Genomic DNA, 17,078 nt, shown 5'->3' on the forward strand with positions numbered 1-17,078 from the left:
AGCGCCAACCCGTCCCACCGAAGCGTCTGGTTGACTTTCACGGCTATCAGAGCCTCCTTCCGGGCACTCCGAACAGGAGACGGTAGACGAGCGGACCGGTGAGATCCGCCGCCATCGTGTGGACGAAGACGCCGGCATCACCATCGAAGGAGGCAGTAACGCCGTCTACGGCAACAAGTTCCTCGCCACCGCCGTCCGCCTGGCAGCCACACCCCACAGCCGCGTGATCCTCGCTCTGGAGTCGATCCGTCACAAGTCACCGGAAGAGGACCCGGAGCGCGAGTCGGAAGGCATCGCGCTGGTCGCGATGGTCAAGCGCATCCTGACGCGAGCCCGCGGCGCGAAGGCCGTCACCTACGACGTCGCCCTGCGCGGCAAGCACCGGGCGCCCCTGATCGCCGAAGGCCTCGTCGTGTTCACCCCGCAACACGAAGGACTCACGCCACAGTCCCTGCTGCGCTACAGGGACAAGGACTGCGACTGCTCCCACGATCTCTACGTAGCCGAGGGCAGGGTGTGCGAGCGTCGCATCACCGACGACGGCAAGACGCACTACACCCCTCTGCCCGTCGAGGAACTCGAGTGCCGCGAGGGAAAGAGCACCCGCTTCTACCACCGGATCGCCATCGACTGCCCCGTCAAGACGCACACGCCCCGGATCCGCGTCGACGAGACCGACGAAGACCGGCAGATCGACCCGAAGACGAAGAAGCGGCGGTTCAACCGCACCGAACACCTCCGGCAGGTTCCTCCCGGCACCACTGCCGCCCGCCGGCTCAAGGGCTTCCGCCAGGACAGCGAGTCCATTCACTCGCGCTTCGACCAGGCTTACCCGCACGAGCGAGTACCCGCGTATGGCGCCCGGGGAGCCCTGCTGATCTACATCGGCTATGCCTGGGTGAACAACTCCATCACCCGAGCACTCAACGCGATCCGCTCCTGACAACCCCAGGTCACCCTGCCCCGGTTTCTCCAGCACACTGCGCAAGATCCCCCAGCGAGCCATATCTCCCCGTACATCGAGCACGCCACCCGCTACACTGGCGGCGGCGATCAGTCCCTCACCGGTCGATCACCGACCTGTCCAAAACATGTCAAGACTGGGCCACGCACGTGGCGTCGTTTTAGACACGTTTTTCGACAGATCCCCGCCTTCGCCTTCGTAGCTCAGGGGATAGAGCACGGCTCTCCTAAAGCCGGTGTCGCAGGTTCGAATCCTGCCGAGGGCACGGACGAGGCCCCTCAGTCGAAATCGGCTGGGGGGCCTCTTCGCGTTGTGGTTTCATGGCACGCGTGTCGCGTGACGCCGCCTACTGAGATGTGGGCCGGGCGGTGGTTGGGCAGGCACCTGTTGTTGAAGGACCGGGTCATGGGCCATTGCGCCACCGGCTACGGGTGATCTCCCTCGGTTGTTTCGCTGCCGTCGCACGCACACACACCGTGAGGACATCCACACCCCATGTCATCGTTAAATCACACCGTCATCGAAGAATTCAGGGCGAACGCCGGCCGCGTCGGCGGGCCCTTCGAGGGATCCGGGCTGATCCTGCTCACCACCACCGGAGCCAGGTCCGGGAAGCCGCACACCACCCCGCTCGGGTTTGCCCGTGAGGGCGGGGGGCTGCTCGTCGTCGGGTCCGCCGGCGGGGCCGACCGGCATCCCGACTGGTACCGCAACCTCCTCGCGCGGCCCCTCGTGCAGGTCGAGACCGGGACCGAGGAGTACGAGGCCGTCGCCGTGCCCGCCGAAGGCGCCCTGCGGGACGAGCTGTTCGCGCGGATCGTCCGTGCGGAGCCCGGGTACGGGGAGTACCAGGCGCACACCCGGCGGGTCATTCCCGTCGTCGCACTCCAGCGCACGCACGAGGCAGCCCCCAAAGAGGGCGGGATCGCCGGGAAGCTGCTCGACGTGCACGGCTGGCTGCGGGCGCAGCTGGCCCTTGTACGGGATCTCGCGCGCAAGGAGCCGCAGGGCGGCGGGGCGGCCTCGCTCGGGCTGCAACTGCGGCAGCACTGCCTGGCGTTCTGCCATTCGCTGGAGTTCCACCACAAGAGCGAGGACGCGGGCCTCTTCCCGTACCTGGAGCAACAGCATCCGCACATGCGGGAGTTCTTCCGGCGGATCGGCGCCGAACACGCCGCCATCGCCCGGCTCCAGGAGGAACTGGTACGGGCACTCGATGCGCCCGGCGCCGGGTTCAGCAAGCGCGTGGAACGGATGAGCCGGGAGCTGGAGGCTCATCTGGACGGCGAGGAGGCGCAGTTGCTCCCGGTGCTGCGGGCCCTGGAAGCGTGACGCGGGCCTCGGCGCCGCCCGCCACCCCGTTGCGGAAGGTGAGGGTGGCGCCGAGGACCCGTGCCTGGCCGGCGGCGATGGTCAGGCCCAGCCCGTGGCCCTTGTTCGTGCCCTCCGTACGGAACCGCTGCGGGCCGCCGGTCAGCAGGTACTCCGGGTAGCCGGGACCCGAGTCCGTCACGGTCAGGGTCCGGCCGTCGACCGTGAGCGTGACCGGGGCAGCCCCGTGACGGTGCGCGTTGGCCACGAGGTTGCCCAGGATCCGCTCCAGGCGCCGGCGGTCGGTGTCCACCCGCAGGGAGCCGCGCACCTCCAGGGCGGTGTCGGTGCCGGAGGCCCGGATCGTGCGCGCCGCCAGGCCGGCCAGGTCGTGCGAGTCCAGTTCCACGCGTTCGCTGCGCGTCTCCAGCCGGGAGATCTCCAGCAGGTCCTCGGTCAGTGAGCGCATCGCCTGCACCCGGTCGCGTACGAGTTCGGCCGGACGGCCGGGCGGCAGGAGCTCGGCGGCCGCGTTCAGGCCGGTCAGCGGGGTGCGCAGCTCGTGGGCGACGTCCGCCGTGAACCGCTGTTCCGCCTCGAGCTTGCCCTGCAGCGACGAGGCCATGGTGTCCAGGGCCCGGGAGACCGCCGCCACCTCGTCCTTGCTGCGGCTGCGGGTCCCGTCGTCGACCCGCGCGTCCAGGTCGCCGGCGCTGATCCGGCGGGCCACCTGCGCGGTCAGGTGGAGCCGCCGGGTGATCCGGGTGACGACGAACGCGCCGACGAGGAGGGTGCCGCCGATGGCGAGGCCGGAGGAGCCGAGGATGGCCCGGTCCAGTTCGGCGATGGTCCGCTCGCTGGCACGGAAGTCCACGGAGACGGCTATCGCGGTGCCCTGGGCGGCGGGCCCGGCCGCCCACATCACGGGGCGGCCCCGGTGCCTGCCGACGGCCGTGCCGCGCTTGCCGCCGACGGCGAGGGCGCGCAGCTCCGGGGGCAGGCCCGCAGGGTCGATGCCCTCGCCGCGCGGCATGCGTGCGCCGGCCTCGTACGCCTCGATGGTCCGTTCCAGCCTGATCAGCGCCTTCTCGCGGGCCGTGCCCACGGTCTGGCGGGTCATGGCGCCGTGCACGAGGCAGCCCAGCAGTGCCGCGAGTCCGCAGCACATGAGGGTGATGAAGACCGTGGCCTTCCAGGTCAGTGTCGAGGTCCAGGCGGGCAGCCGCAGGCGCGGCCGCAGCCGCTCGCCGCGCTGCATGTCGTTCATGGTCAGCTCACGGTAATGCGGCGGCCCCGGCGTGCGACCGGCGGGATCCGGCCGGATCGCACTGGATCAGGCCAGATTGCGTCGTATACGGCATCAGGACGCACGAAGCCCTTCCGGCCGCGCCGGAAGGGCTGTGCCATCACGGTCAGCTCAGGTCAGCTCAGGCCACTGCTGCGTTCGCCGATGCGGTCCCCCTGGGGAGTGCCGGCCCGCTTGAGCGCGGCCTTCGTGTGCAGCCCGCCCTTGACCTTGCTCCGTACCGGACCGTCGAAGCCGTGACCCGCAGAGCGCGGCGGTTGCGCCTGCTCCTGCGCCTTCGCGATGGCCGCCCGGACGTCCCGCTTCTGCTCTTTGTTCATCCCGTCGTCAACTCCTTCGGGAAGCACCCAATCGGACTACTCGGATCGTATGCACATATACGGGCCATCGCACCCGGACCGATGTGCAAAGAATTCCGATCAAGAGCCGATCAAGAACCGGTCAGGAGTCCGGTCACGGAGTCCGGCCGGATCCTGGATCACGGACGCGGCGGAGCCGGACGGTTCGGCTGGCCCAGCGTCTGGTGCACCAGGTCCTCCGGGCAGGGCGTCCCCCGCGGCAGCTGGTACTTCGCCGCCACCCGGTACTCCCCCGGCGCCGGCGCCAGCAGCTCCGTCCACACGTCCCCGGTGTCGTCCGGAGCGGCCTTGAACAGGCATCCCGCCGTGTTCGCGTACTGCTTCCGCAGCGCGCCGCCGTCCCCGCTCCCGCCCCGCGCCTTCGAGGCGAAGGTCTCCTGCGGCGGCGCCACCGGCCTGCCCTCCGCGTCCACCAGCCCCAGCCACGGCGAGTGCGGGATCCGGACCAGCACCCGTCCGGCCCGCTTCACGTCGACGACCAGCCGGTCGGCGCTCGCCCGCACCACCGTCGCCGGCCCGGACACCAGGTCGGTGGGCTCCTGGACCTTGAAGAGCTGCCAGTTCGCGTCGCCCCACACCTGCTGGAGGTACGGGACCCCCTCGCGCACCAGCTTCGCCTCGTCCTCCCCGCCCGAGTCGGGTTTGTCTGCGGGCAGCACCACGTAGTGCACGGCCCAGCGGTCCAGCCAGGCACGGTAGCTGTCGGCGGTGAGGGTGTCGTCGTAGAAGAGCGGGTTGCGCTCCAGGTCGGCCTGCCGGTTCCAGCCGCGCGCGAGGTTCACGTACGAGGGGAAGGCCGAGGACTCCCGGTGGCTGCTGGCGGGGACCACCTCGACCCGGCCGCGGTCGGCGCCCGCCTTCTGCAGCTGGTCGACGAGCGGGGCCAGCTCGCGGCTCCAGGCGGCCATGGGGGTGGTGCGGACGATGTCCGTGATGCTGTTGGTGGTGATCCAGGCGTTCAGCCCGATGAAGGCGATCAGCACCGCGTACCGGCGCCGCGAGCGCGGGAGCTCGTACGGGAGGGCCGCGAGCAGCGCGACCCCGCCGAAGAGCATCACCATCCGGGTGACGTTCGAGCCGACCTGGGAGTCGATCGCCCAGGTGAGGAAGACCCCGAAGGCGTAGACGGCCGAGGCGATCCGGACGGTCTTCCACCGCCTCGGTACGAGGAACAGGATCAGCAGCGCGAACACGAACGGCAGCGCGGCCGAGCCCAGCTTCATCGGCTGCGTCCCGGAGAACGGGAACAGCCAGGCGGACAGCCCCACGACGGCCACGGGAGCCAGCCCCAGCGCGTACGCACCCGGGCGCCGCCGGCTCAGGAACAGCGCGGCCGCGATCACCCCGAGGAAAAGGCCGGCGACCGGGCTGGCGGCGGTCGCGAGGCCGGCCAGCGGGGCCGCCACCGCGGCCTTGGCCCAGCGCCGCTCCGCCCACTTGCGGGGCCAGCAGAAGACGGCGGCGACGGCACCGAGCGCGAACATCACGCCGAGGCCGAAGGTGACGCGGCCCGAGAGGGCGTTGCAGAGCAGCCCGTAGACCCCGGCCAGGGCGGGCCACAGGGGCTCGCGCACGGCACCGCGGCAGCGGGTCAGGATCAGCGCGAGCAGCCCGGCCGAGACGGTCCCGGCGATCATCATCGTGGTCCGGACGCCGAGCATGTGCATGAGGTACGGCGAGACCACGCTGTACGAGACGGGGTGCATGCCCCCGTACCAGGCGAGGTTGTACGCCGAGTCGGGATGGCGGCCGACGAACTCGGCCCAGGCGTCCTGGGCGGCGAGGTCACCGCCGCTGTTGGCGAAGCTGAAGAACCAGACGACGTGCAGCAGCCCGGCGAGGACGGTGGCGACGGCCACGGGGTGGCGGCGGAGCGGGTCGAGGGCGCGGGACGGCCTGGTGCGGCCGGGCCCGGCGGAGGCGGATGCGGAGGACGCGGCGGACGCGGAAGCGGAGGCGGAAGCGGAGGCGGAAGCGGAGGCGGAAGCGGGCACGGAGACGGCGGAGACGGGCACGGCAAGGGTGGTCGCGGACGGCGTCGCAGGCCCCGGAGGTGCGGACACCCCGGAGGCGCCGCCGTTGCCGGAGCCCGGCGGGACGGCTTCCCCGCGTCGGCCCTGCTGCTCAGCGGTGGTCACTGCCGCACTCCCCAACACACATGAGTCCACACTTCCCGCGGGCCAAGACGCGGCCCGGCGCCCCGAGGTTGCCCGGGGCGCCGGATCCACGCTCTCACCGGATGTCAGCCGACGCGCGTCAGCTTGCTGCCGATTCCCGGCGCCGCGAGGTCGTCCTGCAGCGCCACCGGCACCTTGACCTGGCTGGCGCCCTCGCCGACGGTCAGCACGCCGACCTCGGTGCCGGCCGTCGCGGTCTGCGGCACCGTGCCGCCGCCGTTCGAGAGCTTGACGTCGACGGTCAGCGAGGCCCAGCCGACCGCCTGCACGTCGGCGGTGGCGACTACGGGCGTCCGGCCGCCGAGCCCGTCGTCGACGTAGCCCACGACGTCGCCCTTCTTCACGACCGTCGCGCCTTGGAGCGCCTTCTGGGTCCCGAGCATCAGCTGCTTGCTCGCGGCAATGACGGTGTCGATGATCGGCGCCTTGTGCTGTCCGAGGACCGCTCCGACGATCAGCTGATTGGTGTTGCCGACCTTCTTCTGCGCGGCGAAGAGGAGGTTTCCGCCCGCCTTGGTCGTCGTACCGGTCTTGATGCCGAGCGAGTCGTTGTACGGGACCAGGCGGTTCCAGTTCGGCCAGTTCTTGCCCGACGGGTCGACCCAGCTCGGCTTCTTGGTGATGTCCAGCAGCGTCTCGATCTCGACGAGCTTCAGGCCCAGCTTCACCTGGTCCTCGGCGGTGCTGACCGTGGTCGCGTCCAGGCCCGAGGGGTCCGTGTACGTGGTGTTGGTCATGCCGAGTTCCTTGGCGGTGTCGTTCATCTTCTTGACGAACGCCTCCTGCGAACCGGAGTCCCAGCGCGCGAGCAGCCGCGCGATGTTGTTGGCCGACGGGATCATGAGGGCGGCGATCGCGTCGTACTCGGAGATCTTGTCGCCCTCCTTGACCGTGTCGAGGGTGGACTCGTTGTTGACCGAGTCGTTCTTCTTGCCCTCGGTCTCGGCCGTCTTGTCGACGTCGATCATCTGGCCCTGCTCACCCTTCTTGATCGGGTGGTCGCGCAGGATGATGTACGCCGTCATCGACTTGGTGACGCTCGCGATCGGCACCGGCTTCTGCTCGCCGGACTGGCCGAGCGTGCCGAGGCCGGCGGCCGCCATGTACGCCTGGCCCTCGGAGGGCCAGGGCAGCTGGGGCTTGGTGCCGTCGAAGGTGTACGAGGACTTCGCGGTCATCACGAGCGTCGGCTCGGGCAGCGGGCGTACGAGCTGCACGACGGCGAGGATGATCGCCAGGAGCGCGACGAGCGGCGCGTAGATCTTGAACCGCCGGACGGCGGTGCGGATGGGGCTCGGCGGCGGAGGCGGGTTGTTCGTCAGGTCCGCCAGCATGTCGAGCGGCGGCTTGGGCGGCAGCGGCTGCTGCGTGGTCCGCTCGGCCTGGTCGATCCGGTCGAAACGCGAGGCGGGGAGCGGGGGCTTGGGCAGCTGCCCGGCGGCGGGCGTCGGCGCGATGCCCTCCGGGCGCAGCGGCACGAAGGTGCTGCCCTTGGGCGCCTCGGCCGCGGGCCTGGACTCGGCGGGCCTGGACTCGGCGGGCCTGGACTCGGTGGGCTTGGCAGGGGTCGCCGGCTTGGCCGGGGTGGTCGGCGTGAACCTGGCCTCCGCCGGCTTCGCCAGGGACGGCTTCGCGGTGGCGGGCTTGGCCGTGGCCGGCTTGGCGGCGGCCGGCTTCGGGGTCTCCGCCTTGAGCGCATCCACCTTCGGGACACGGAAGACGGCGGTGCGCTCGCTGTCCGCGGGCTTGTCGGCCCCGGCGGCGGGCTTCGCCTCATCGGCCTGAGCGGGAGCCGAAGCGGGCTTCACGGCACGGAAGACGGCGGTGCGCTCGCTGTCCGCGGGCTCGTCGGTCCCGGCAGCGGGCTTGGCCGGGGCCGGGGTGGAAGCGGAGGCGGAACCGGAACCGGAAGCAGGCTTCACGGCACGGAAGACGGCAGTGCGCTCGCTGTCCTCCGACTTCCCGGCCGCGGGCCCGGCTTCGGCGGGCTTCGGCCCCGGCCCCGGGGCGGGGGTCGAAGCGGAATCCAGCTTCACCGCACGGAAGACGGCAGTGCGCTCACTGTCCGCGGGCTCGTCGGCCTTCGGCTTCTCGGCCGCCGGCTTCGCCTCGGCAGGCTTCACTGCACGGAAGACAGCGGTGCGCTCACGGTCCGCGGGCTTCGCGGCCGCAGGCCCGGCTTCGGCGGGGTTCGCTTCGACGACCGGGGCCGGGGCGGCATCGGAACCAGAAGCGGAACCCAAATCGGCAGCGGAATCGGAGGTGGATTCGGAGGTGGATTCGGAGTCCGCCGCTTCGGTGCGGGCATCCGGCGCGCCGGACCCGGAGGCGTCGGCCTCGCCTGCGTCCACCTCGGCGTCCACCGAAGCGGAACCCTCGGCTTCGCCCTGCGTGTCTTCGGCGCCGTCGGCAGAAGCGACCCAAGCCGCCACCGCATCGCGCAGCGCATCCCGCCCGCCGGCCTCGCGCCCGGCTTCAGCGTCAGCCTCAGCCTCGGGCTCGGGCTCGGGCTCGGGCTCAGCCACAGCCGTGGCTTCGGCCGCAGGCTCGACTTCACCCTCGGGCTCGACTGCGACCTCGGGCTCGGCCTCAGCCTCGGCTTCGGCCTTGGCCTCAACGTCGACACCAGCCACAGCACCGGAACCGGCACCCGCACCGGAACCGGCACGAGCGGCTGCCGCGCCGCCCTCGGGATCCCGCGGCCGGAACACCGACAGCCTCGGGTCACGCTCCGCGGACGACTCCGCCGCCCCCGGCGCTCCTTCATCTACCGACTTGTCGGGGGACTCGCCCGCCACCGTGCCTCCTCCATCGCCGCCACGTCCGGCTGTCCGAATGTCTAACAGTGTCCCGTCTAGGGAGCATCGCCCCCGTGCCAGACGAGAACGACATAGCTGCGGGTTCCCCCACAAAGCGGCCACGCGCTCTCGACAGATGAATGTGAGAGGCGTCACCCTGTCACTCATCCACGCGGGGAGGCATGGATGGGCAGGAGCCGCAGAACAATTCCGGAGGAGCTTCTGCTGCTCGCCTTGGACCCGGCCACGGGTACCACGGCGCAGCCGCAGTCGCTCGACCTCGGCCTGGCCGGGGCACAGCTAGTGGAGCTGGCTCTGGCAGGACGGATAGCCCCTGATGGGGATCGTATCGCCGTGGTGATGCCACGGCCGACAGGAGATCCGACTCTGGACTCCGCACTGGAACTGCTGCGCAGGCGCGGCAGCCCGGTTCGGGCCGTCCACTGGATCGGCGGACCCCGGCTGGGGCTCCGCCAGATTTACCTCGCTCATCTGGAGCGCTGCGGCATGGTTCATGCCGTCGCAGGACAGATGTGCGGAGTGTTGCCGACGACTCGCTACCAAGCGACGGACACGGAGATCAGCCGGGAGATCCGAGCCCGGCTCGACAGTGCGATCCGCACCGGCGTACCGCCGGACCCGCGGACCGCGGCGCTTGCCGCACTGGCCCACGCGGTCGGACTCGGCAAGCACCTGTACCCCGGCAACGAGGGGCGGTCGTCCAGGTCCCGGCTGCGGGATCTGATCCGGCACGACCCGATGGGCGGACTCGTGGCGCATGCCGTGATGGACGTCCAGAACGGTGTGGCCGCACAGCCACGCCGTGACCGCGCACCCGCACCGCCGGCCCGGGCCACGGCGAGCAGCGTCCCGCTGCAGCCGCGCCGGACGGGCGCGATGGCCCGCGCGGCCGCGCACTGATCCGTCCCGTTCCAACGGATCGCCCGTTCCACCGGATCACCTGATCCACCGGATCGCCCGGATCACCTGATCCATCGGTCCACCGCTTCATCGCAACGCCACCGCCAGGACCGACGTCCGCGAGGACGCGGTCCGGGAGCCACCAGCGCGCGGGGTGGCGGGGCCGGTTCGCCGGCCCCGCCACCCCGCGCGTCTGTGTTTCCGGGGTTCCCCAGCGGCACCGCCCGCTTCGGTGGCAGTCTGCTCAAGACCAGATACGCAGAGAGACAGCTGCAACGACAGAAGAAGGCGGAGGTGCCGTTCACGTGGCGTCCAATGTCAATCCCACCGTCCGACGCCGCCGACTGGGCATGGAGTTGCGCAAGCTCCGCGAGGACAAGGGCATGACGGCCGAACAGGTCGCCGAGCGCCTCCTCGTCTCCCAGTCGAAGATCAGCCGACTGGAGAACGGCCGCCGCTCCATCAGCCAGCGCGACGTCCGCGACCTGTGCGACGTCTACGAGGTCGAGGACCGCCGCCTCATCGACTCGCTCATGCAGATGGCGAAGGACTCCCGCCAGCAGGGCTGGTGGCACGCCTTCGGCGACATCCCGTACAGCGTCTACATCGGCCTGGAGACGGACGCCGCCAGCCTGCGCACGTACGAGCCCCTGGTCATCCCGGGGCTGCTCCAGACCACGGAGTACGCGCAGTCCCTCGTTCGCGGCGCCTGGCCGGAGACCGCCCCTGCCGACGTGGACAAGCGCGTCCAGGTCCGCATGCACCGCCAGAAGCGTCTCTCCGAGACGGACAACAACAACCCCGATCTGGGACCGCTGCGCCTGTGGGCGGTGATCGACGAGGCCGCGCTGCGCCGCCGGGTGGGCGACGCCCAGCTGATGATCCGGCAGCTCGAGTACTTGATAGAGCAGTCGGAGCAGCCGCACGTCACCGTGCAGGTGATGCCCTTCGACCTGGGCGCGCATCCGGGCGTCAACGGCCAGTACGCGATCCTGGAGTTCCCGGACGCGTCCGACTCGACCGTCGTCTACATCGAGGGCGTGACGAGCGACCTGTACCTGGAGAAGGCCAACGACGTGCAGAAGTACAGCGTGATGTACGAGCACCTGCGTGCGCAGGCCCTCAACGTCGACCAGACCCGCGAGTTCATCTCGGGGATCATCGACCAATATGCCGACAAGACCGCTTAGGCCCGGGATGTGAGCGAGATCCACCGGGCGGGCGACGAGCGGGTCGGTACGGTACACCGTCACTCCCCAGCCACATAAGGCTTGAATGGAATATGCCACCCGGTCGGGTGAATGGTCCCTTCACCTGTCAGGAGCTGCCGGTAGCGTCGATCAGGTCAGCCGGAAAATTGGCCGACAGGACACCGGAACCACCGGAACTACTCGCTCACCGGAGAGAAACATGGCTATTCGCCAGGGCGCCACGGACAACTGGATCAAGTCCTCCTACTCCGCCAACGGCGCCTGCGTCGAGGTCAAGTCGCCCGTCATGGAGGCCATCGCCGTCCGCGACTCGAAGGTGCAGGACGGACCGTCCCTCACCTTCGCGCCCGGCTCCTGGACCTCGTTCGTCGCCGACGTCACCGAGGGCCGGCTGGGACGCCTCGCCTGAAGATCACGGCGCGCCCCAACCGTCCGCCCCTTCGCTACCGTTCGGGCCCCGCAGCCGGCACCACCCCCGGCCGGACCGGCTTCTGCACCACCAGCACCGCCTGCATCACCCGCTTCACCTGCACCACTGACTTGAGCCCTCTCGACCGACCCGCCGTCTTGGCCGAGGGGGCTCGGCCATGCCCGCCGCGCCGTCGGCTCCCTCAGCGCAGCTGATCGACGTACCGGTCGGTCCCCGGCACCGTCGGGACGAACGGCGCCACCAGCTCCACCCGCCCCAGCCCCGCGTCCGCGACCTCCGCGTCCAGCCCCAGGAAACGGTCCCAGCACGTCCGGGGGTCCTCCTGGAGGAACCACAGCAGCGTGAGGCGGGTGTCGACCCCCTCCACCTGCTTGACGTACGTCATCCGGTCACCGGGCAGCGGCGTGGGCCGGAAGACCGTCACCATCGCGGCCGGACCGCCGTGCAGCCGCTTCGGCAGGGCGCGCGAGCGCAGCCACTCCAGCAACTCGGCCCGCTGCTCGGGGCCGTCGGCGTCGATGACCTGGAGGACGAGGCCGGCGTACGGGTGGTCCAGGGCGTGGTAGTCCCGTGGGCCGGCGGCGCCGTCGCGGTAGACGGTGGCCGCGTGGTCCTGGAAGGACGTGAACACGTGGGTGCGGTCCTGGTAGACCCGGCCGTCGCGGTTCAGCCGCTTGTTGATGCCGACGGTCCACTTCATGTGCTCGTCGTAGCGGCCCTCGGTGACCCAGTACGTCGATATGTAGCAGCCGGCGGTGACGGGCTGGGCGACGGCCGACTTCTCGGGGTAGCGCAGCTCCTGCAGTTCGCGGGTGGCCACCCAGCGACGGCCCGCGTACATCCACGGCATGGCCATGGCGCCGGCGTAGTAGTGGTCGTCCTCGTACCAGCGGTTGTACGCGTACTCGTGGCCCGGGTGCGGCTCCACCATGGTGATCAGCGCGTGGCCGGGGCGGACGCCGTAGGGGCCGACGGCCGCCAGCTCGGCGTAGTCGTCGACGCGGGTGCCGGGCTGGTCGTGCTCGCGGTCGCTGCCGCTGCCGCCGCTGTCGCGGTCCTGCTCTCCTGTCGTCATGGGAAACGGTCTAGCTGATGCAGCATCAGATGGGGAGGGGTCGCGGGGGTATCCGCTTCGACCGGGCGCCGGGGTCCACCACTTGATACATACGTGCCGTCTACAACTTTCCCTCGCTACGATGCGCGCACCCGCCTCCTGAAGGAGCTGCCCGTGTCCTCTGCCGTGCCTGCCGCCGCCGCACCGCCGCCCGCGTTCGCCGCCCGCGCCACCTCCGTGGAGGGGTCCCCCGTGCGCGAGATCCTCGCGCTCACCGAACGGCCCGGGATCATCTCCCTCGCCGGGGGCCTCCCCGCCCCCGAGCTCTTCGACACCGAGGGCCTGCGGGCCGCGTACGACGCCGCCTTCGCGGTGTCCGCGCGGCGCGCGCTCCAGTACTCGACCACCGAGGGCGCACCCGAGCTCCGCGAGGCCGTCGCCGCCCGGGCCACGGCGCGCGGGCTGCCGACCGGCCCGGACGACGTACTCATCACCTCGGGCTCCCAGCAGGCCCTCACCCTCATCGCCGCCACCCTGATCGAACCCGGTGACGTCGTCCTGGTCGAGAACCCCACCTACCTCGCGGCGCTGCAGTGCTTCGGGCTGGCGGGAGCGCGGGTGGTGGCCGTGCCCTGCGACGCGGAGGGCATTCTCCCGGACGCGCTGGCGGACGTCGTCGCGCGCGAGCGGCCGAAGCTGCTGTACACCGTCCCCACCTTCCAGAACCCGACCGGACGCACCCTCCCGGCCGCCCGCCGGGCGGCGGTGGCGGACACCGCGGCACGGCTCGGGCTGTGGCTGGTGGAGGACGACCCGTACGGCGAACTCCGCTACGAGGGCTCCGACGTCCCGTGGCTCGCCGCGCACCCGGGGGCGGAGGACCGTACGGCCCTGCTCGGCAGCTTCTCCAAGGTCATGGCCCCCGGGCTGCGCCTGGGCTGGCTCCGCGCGCCGGCGGCGCTGCGGCGGGCCGCGGTGGTCGCGAAGCAGGCGGCCGACCTCCACACCTCGACGGTGGACCAGCTGGCCGCGGCGCACTACCTCCGGGCGGTGGACCTCGACGCGCACATAGCCACGGTCCGCACGGCCTACCGCGAGCGCCGTGACGCCCTGCAGACGGCACTGAGCCGGTCCCTGCCGGCCGACTGCGCGTGGAACCTGCCCGAGGGCGGCATGTTCCTCTGGGCCCGCCTGCCGGAGGGCCACGACGCGACGGCCCTCCTCAAGACGGCGGTCGCGCACGGCGTCGCCTTCGTCCCGGGCGCCCCCTTCTTCGCCGACGCCCCGGACCCCCGCACCCTGCGGCTGTCCTTCACGACGCACACCCCTGCCGAAATCACCGAGGGCGTGGGCCGTCTGCGCGTGGCGCTGAAGGAGTACGCAGGGGGGTTCAGTGCTGGAGCGCGACCTTGAGGAGCACGATGAGCAGCCCGAGGAACAGGTTGATCGCGCCGGCCAGCAGCATCAGGCGGCGTGAGGCGCCGGCACGGCTGGCGGCCACGGTGGCCCAGCCGACCTGTCCGATCAGGGCGACGGCGAGCGCCAGCCAGGCGATCCCCTGGGGCCCGAGGCCGAGCCAGGGGGCGACGGCCGCGGCAACGGCCGGCGGGACGGCCGCCTTGATGATCGGGAACTCTTCCCTGGACGTACGGCGCACCACGCCCCAGCTCAGGTGGTGCACCATGCGGGCCCCGAAGAGGCGGGCGAAGACGTGCGCGGCCCAGAACACCACACCGGTGCCCAGGAGCAGCAGGACGAGCTCCAGCCGCGGGAACTTGCCGAGCGTTCCGGCGCCGACCACGACGGAGGCGGCGAGCAGCGAGCCGTAGACGGCGCCGGTGTAGTCGCCGCGTCCCGCCTCCGGCTCCGGAACCTGCCCGGGAGCCTGCCCCGGCCCCGGCCCCGGGCCGTCCGCGGGCACTGTCACGCGGCCTCGGCCTGCGCGGTGGACCACTTCAGTTCGATCTCCATCTCGATCTCCCCGTCGCCGACCTCGACCTCGATCTCGGTGCGGAGTTCATCGGGGACCCGCAGGCTCATCGTCCCGGGGCCGAGTTCCAGTTCGGCGTTGCCGCCGTGCCGGAGCGCCTCCGCCAGTGCGGAGAGCTGATCGGCGGCCTCGAGGCGGGAAAGGGAACTCTTCTTCTCAAACTTGAGGTCCTTCACGGACGTCTCTCCAATCCGCTGCGAACACCGGGCACGACCGGGACGACGGGTGCGACGCGAACGACGGGACCGCCGCGGCACGACGCGAACGCCGGGTAAGGCTCATTGTGACGCCGCACGGCGGGTCGGGCATCCCGGGCCCCGGACCCCGCCGGGGCTTCAGCCGGACGGTGACGGGCCCGGCCCGGTCCGGTTGAAGGCCAGCGCGAGGACCTCGTTCCACTCCATGGGCGGAGCGGCCGCCGGGGCGCCCGGGCGGAGCCTGGGCACCAGTACGCGCAGCGCACCCGGGCGGACGGTGCAGGTCACGGGCGTGGGCATGGTCAGGGCCTCGCCGTCCACGGCGACCGCGATGCGCTCCGCGTCCGATCGGACGACGACCTGGCGGGAGGCCAGCACGTGGAGGCCCGCCGCCCGCGCCCCGCGGAGCGCGACGTCGGCGGCCTGGGCCGCGTTGTTCACCCGGATCCCGACGACACCCAGCACGCCGAGGTCGAGCCGGGACCTGCGGGCGCCCATCGGTTCGGGGGAGGAGTACGGATTGTTGCTGACCAGCAGTGCCTGCTGGGCCTCCAGACGCGTCTCGTCGGTGACCGCGTCGAGGGTGGTGCCGGCGTATCCGAGCAGGAGGTCGGGCAGCGCGGCCAGCGCCGAGTCCGCCTTGGCGTCCCGGTACTCCGGCCGCTGCACGATCTCGGCGTAGACGCCGAAGGAGGCCGTGTTGACGAAGGCCTGGCCGCCCACGAACCCCAGGTCGACCCTGAGCTCCTCCCCGTCGGCCAGCGCGTCCAGGCACCGGGCCGGGTCCTCACGGTCCAGTCCGAGGTCCATGGCGAAGTGGTTCCTGGTGCCCGCGGAGATGACGAGGAACGGCAGGTCGTGTTCGGCCGCCACCGCGGCCACCCGGGCCTGCGTGCCGTCGCCGCCCGCCACCCCGAGCAGGTCCGCCCCGTCGGCCACCGCCTGCCGGGCGATGGCGGCGACGTCCGTGACGACCTCGGTGTCCAGCAGCACCACGCGGGCGCCGAGCGCTTCGCTCTTCTCGACCAGGCCGAAGCGGCCGACCTTCCCGCCGCCGGACTTCGGATTCATGATCAGCACCGGATGCCGGGGGGCGTCGCGCGCGACCGCCCGCATGCCGTCGGGTCTGCGCACCGCACGCAGCGCGCTCCGCGCACACGCCACGGCGGCTGCCCACAGTGCGATGGCGAGCAGCGCGATGGGCCAGAGGTCCGCCCGGGCGTAGATGAGCAGGATCGCCACCGGCGCGCCCACCATCAGCAGCGTCCCGGCCAGCCGCACCGCACCGCGATGGGACACCACCCACCAGGTCCCCATGGCGGTGAGCGCGGCCCCGGCCACGCCGACGACGAGGACGAGCAGCCCGCCGATGATGCCCTCGGCCACCAGGGTCGCCGCGGCGAGCAGCGCGCACACCACGGCCAGCAGGGCCCACAGCCGCGCGTGCCGGGGCGGGCCGGAAGGGTGCGGGAGTGACATGGCCTCACGTCCTAGGCTCGTGCCGTGAATCCTCACCACGAGGCTGTGGTCATCTCCGATGATCCCCCGAACGACATCGGCCGTCGACGCGGAAGGGTCCGGGGCGGGGACGGGGCCGTGGTCGTGGCCGGGGAGAGGCGTGATTGCCGCTGCAACGCAGCCCGGCTCGACCACACCGGACCGGGCCGGACCAGGCCGGACCAGGCCGATGACCCCGCACCGCGTACTCGCATGGCGGGATGTGCGCGCCACTGAACAGTAGATTCCGCCCGCCCGCCCCGCCATGCGAAGGTGAGCACGTGAAGCGGCAGGTTGCGCTGCGTTCCAGGCCGATCCCTGAAAGCGGCATGCGCTGCAAGTACAGCGTCGTGCAGGGCGGGATCGGCCTCGCCGCCGATGTTTCGGCGCACACGGAAGAGTCCGGGTCCGCGCCGTCGAGAGCCATCCAGAGGGACCAACGTCTGCACTTGCGCCTTCCGGCAGGCCACATCCACCGGAAGGACGCCGCACGGCTTGCGTACGGACTTCCGCTCCACGCCGCAGAGCTTTCGCGCAATGCCGGAGGACACCCCCTCGTCGTCATCGATTCCTTCGCCTATCCCGGTGCCGACCACCAGGCGGAGGTGGCAGCGCCGGCAATCGACGGGTGGGTCCACCAAAATCCGAACACTCCTCCCTGTGGAATCCCGGCAGGCTTCGACCGGTCACGCCGGAAGTCCTGCTTCGACCGGGGGCCCGGGATGGCTCCGTTTCGCGACGACCTTGCGGGCTGAGCCGCCCGATCTCCTCGGCCGCTGCTCGCCGGATCCGGAGAAAGGGCGTGAGCGGGCGCCGCGCGTCATGGCTCTTCACACCGGGGCGCCCGCACCGTAGCCTGACGG

15 protein-coding genes and 1 tRNA gene are annotated in these 17,078 nt (G+C 71.4%); 8 read left to right on the forward strand and 8 right to left on the reverse strand.

Going from position 1 to position 17,078, the window contains the following annotated elements; translation table 11 throughout:
* Window positions 1-118: 118 nt before the first annotated feature.
* The 3 genes from OG753_RS19075 (at window position 119) to OG753_RS19085 (ending at window position 2,296) form a co-directional block, all read left to right on the forward strand.
* Window positions 119-943 (forward strand): hypothetical protein, encoded by an 825-nt coding sequence (locus tag OG753_RS19075; protein ID WP_405789327.1) that lies wholly within the window; start codon window positions 119-121, stop codon window positions 941-943.
* Between the two features lie 213 nt (window positions 944-1,156).
* Window positions 1,157-1,229, forward strand: a tRNA-Arg gene (locus OG753_RS19080).
* A gap of 230 nt (window positions 1,230-1,459) precedes the next feature.
* The gene (locus OG753_RS19085; RefSeq protein WP_405789328.1) at window positions 1,460-2,296 is read left to right on the forward strand and encodes a nitroreductase/quinone reductase family protein; all 837 of its coding nucleotides are present in this window, start codon (window positions 1,460-1,462) and stop codon (window positions 2,294-2,296) included.
* Here the strand turns inward: OG753_RS19085 and OG753_RS19090 are convergent.
* The 4 genes from OG753_RS19090 to OG753_RS19105 form a co-directional block, all read right to left on the reverse strand.
* Window positions 2,199-3,542 carry an ATP-binding protein gene (locus OG753_RS19090; protein ID WP_405789329.1) on the reverse strand — a complete coding sequence of 448 codons (1,344 nt, stop codon included), beginning with the start codon at window positions 3,540-3,542 and terminating at the stop codon, window positions 2,199-2,201. The genes OG753_RS19085 and OG753_RS19090 overlap by 98 nt on opposite strands.
* Before the next feature lie 155 nt (window positions 3,543-3,697).
* Window positions 3,698-3,901 carry a hypothetical protein gene (locus OG753_RS19095; RefSeq protein WP_327262970.1) on the reverse strand — a complete coding sequence of 68 codons (204 nt, stop codon included), beginning with the start codon at window positions 3,899-3,901 and terminating at the stop codon, window positions 3,698-3,700.
* 158 nt (window positions 3,902-4,059) lie between these two features.
* Window positions 4,060-6,078, reverse strand: coding sequence for an MFS transporter (locus OG753_RS19100; RefSeq protein WP_405789330.1), 2,019 nt, complete (start codon window positions 6,076-6,078; stop codon window positions 4,060-4,062).
* A 104-nt stretch (window positions 6,079-6,182) separates the two neighbouring features.
* Window positions 6,183-8,642, reverse strand: coding sequence for a hypothetical protein (locus tag OG753_RS19105; RefSeq protein ID WP_405789331.1), 2,460 nt, complete (start codon window positions 8,640-8,642; stop codon window positions 6,183-6,185).
* 459 nt (window positions 8,643-9,101) lie between these two features.
* Between OG753_RS19105 and OG753_RS19110 the strand changes: the two genes are divergently transcribed.
* The 3 genes from OG753_RS19110 (at window position 9,102) to OG753_RS19120 (ending at window position 11,456) form a co-directional block, all read left to right on the forward strand.
* Window positions 9,102-9,836: a GPP34 family phosphoprotein gene (locus OG753_RS19110; protein WP_030390041.1), complete on the forward strand. Its 735-nt coding sequence runs from the start codon at window positions 9,102-9,104 to the stop codon at window positions 9,834-9,836.
* A gap of 305 nt (window positions 9,837-10,141) precedes the next feature.
* The gene (locus OG753_RS19115; protein WP_327262973.1) at window positions 10,142-11,026 is read left to right on the forward strand and encodes a helix-turn-helix transcriptional regulator; all 885 of its coding nucleotides are present in this window, start codon (window positions 10,142-10,144) and stop codon (window positions 11,024-11,026) included.
* Between the two features lie 220 nt (window positions 11,027-11,246).
* Window positions 11,247-11,456: a DUF397 domain-containing protein gene (locus OG753_RS19120; protein ID WP_030706854.1), complete on the forward strand. Its 210-nt coding sequence runs from the start codon at window positions 11,247-11,249 to the stop codon at window positions 11,454-11,456.
* Between the two features lie 202 nt (window positions 11,457-11,658).
* Here OG753_RS19120 and OG753_RS19125 read toward each other — a convergent pair whose 3' ends face one another.
* On the reverse strand, window positions 11,659-12,552 hold the full coding sequence (locus OG753_RS19125; RefSeq protein WP_405789333.1) for a hypothetical protein: 894 nt from the start codon (window positions 12,550-12,552) through the stop codon (window positions 11,659-11,661).
* A 153-nt stretch (window positions 12,553-12,705) separates the two neighbouring features.
* On the opposite strand from OG753_RS19125, the gene OG753_RS19130 reads away from it, so the two are divergent.
* On the forward strand, window positions 12,706-13,944 hold the full coding sequence (locus OG753_RS19130) for a PLP-dependent aminotransferase family protein (RefSeq protein ID WP_405789334.1): 1,239 nt from the start codon (window positions 12,706-12,708) through the stop codon (window positions 13,942-13,944).
* Here the strand turns inward: OG753_RS19130 and OG753_RS19135 are convergent.
* From OG753_RS19135 to OG753_RS19145, 3 genes are all read right to left on the reverse strand, one after another.
* Window positions 13,922-14,452: a hypothetical protein gene (locus tag OG753_RS19135; RefSeq protein ID WP_405792719.1), complete on the reverse strand. Its 531-nt coding sequence runs from the start codon at window positions 14,450-14,452 to the stop codon at window positions 13,922-13,924. The two genes, OG753_RS19130 and OG753_RS19135, sit on opposite strands and share 23 nt — an antisense overlap.
* Window positions 14,453-14,454: 2 nt before the next feature.
* Window positions 14,455-14,697 (reverse strand): amphi-Trp domain-containing protein, encoded by a 243-nt coding sequence (locus OG753_RS19140; RefSeq protein WP_327262976.1) that lies wholly within the window; start codon window positions 14,695-14,697, stop codon window positions 14,455-14,457.
* A gap of 159 nt (window positions 14,698-14,856) precedes the next feature.
* On the reverse strand, window positions 14,857-16,197 hold the full coding sequence (locus OG753_RS19145) for a diacylglycerol kinase family protein (protein WP_327262977.1): 1,341 nt from the start codon (window positions 16,195-16,197) through the stop codon (window positions 14,857-14,859).
* Between the two features lie 299 nt (window positions 16,198-16,496).
* Here OG753_RS19145 and OG753_RS19150 point away from each other — a divergent pair, with 299 nt between their 5' ends.
* Complete coding sequence (locus OG753_RS19150) at window positions 16,497-16,970, forward strand: hypothetical protein (RefSeq protein WP_405789337.1); 474 nt, start codon at window positions 16,497-16,499, stop codon at window positions 16,968-16,970.
* The last annotated feature ends 108 nt before the right edge of the window (window positions 16,971-17,078 follow it).

The sequence above is a fragment of the Streptomyces sp. NBC_00029 genome, from assembly GCF_045160505.1.
Lineage (GTDB): Bacteria > Actinomycetota > Actinomycetes > Streptomycetales > Streptomycetaceae > Streptomyces.

Excerpts from the sequence above, each read along its gene's own strand:
- OG753_RS19145 (WP_327262977.1), bottom strand. The coding sequence starts at position 16,197 with ATGTCACTCCCGCACCCTTCCGGCCCGCCCCGGCACGCGCGGCTGTGG.
- OG753_RS19090 (WP_405789329.1), bottom strand. The coding sequence starts at position 3,542 with ATGAACGACATGCAGCGCGGCGAGCGGCTGCGGCCGCGCCTGCGGCTG.
- OG753_RS19120 (WP_030706854.1), top strand. The coding sequence starts at position 11,247 with ATGGCTATTCGCCAGGGCGCCACGGACAACTGGATCAAGTCCTCCTAC.
- OG753_RS19125 (WP_405789333.1), bottom strand. The coding sequence starts at position 12,552 with ATGACGACAGGAGAGCAGGACCGCGACAGCGGCGGCAGCGGCAGCGAC.
- OG753_RS19095 (WP_327262970.1), bottom strand. The coding sequence starts at position 3,901 with ATGAACAAAGAGCAGAAGCGGGACGTCCGGGCGGCCATCGCGAAGGCG.
- OG753_RS19110 (WP_030390041.1), top strand. The coding sequence starts at position 9,102 with ATGGGCAGGAGCCGCAGAACAATTCCGGAGGAGCTTCTGCTGCTCGCC.
- OG753_RS19085 (WP_405789328.1), top strand. The coding sequence starts at position 1,460 with ATGTCATCGTTAAATCACACCGTCATCGAAGAATTCAGGGCGAACGCC.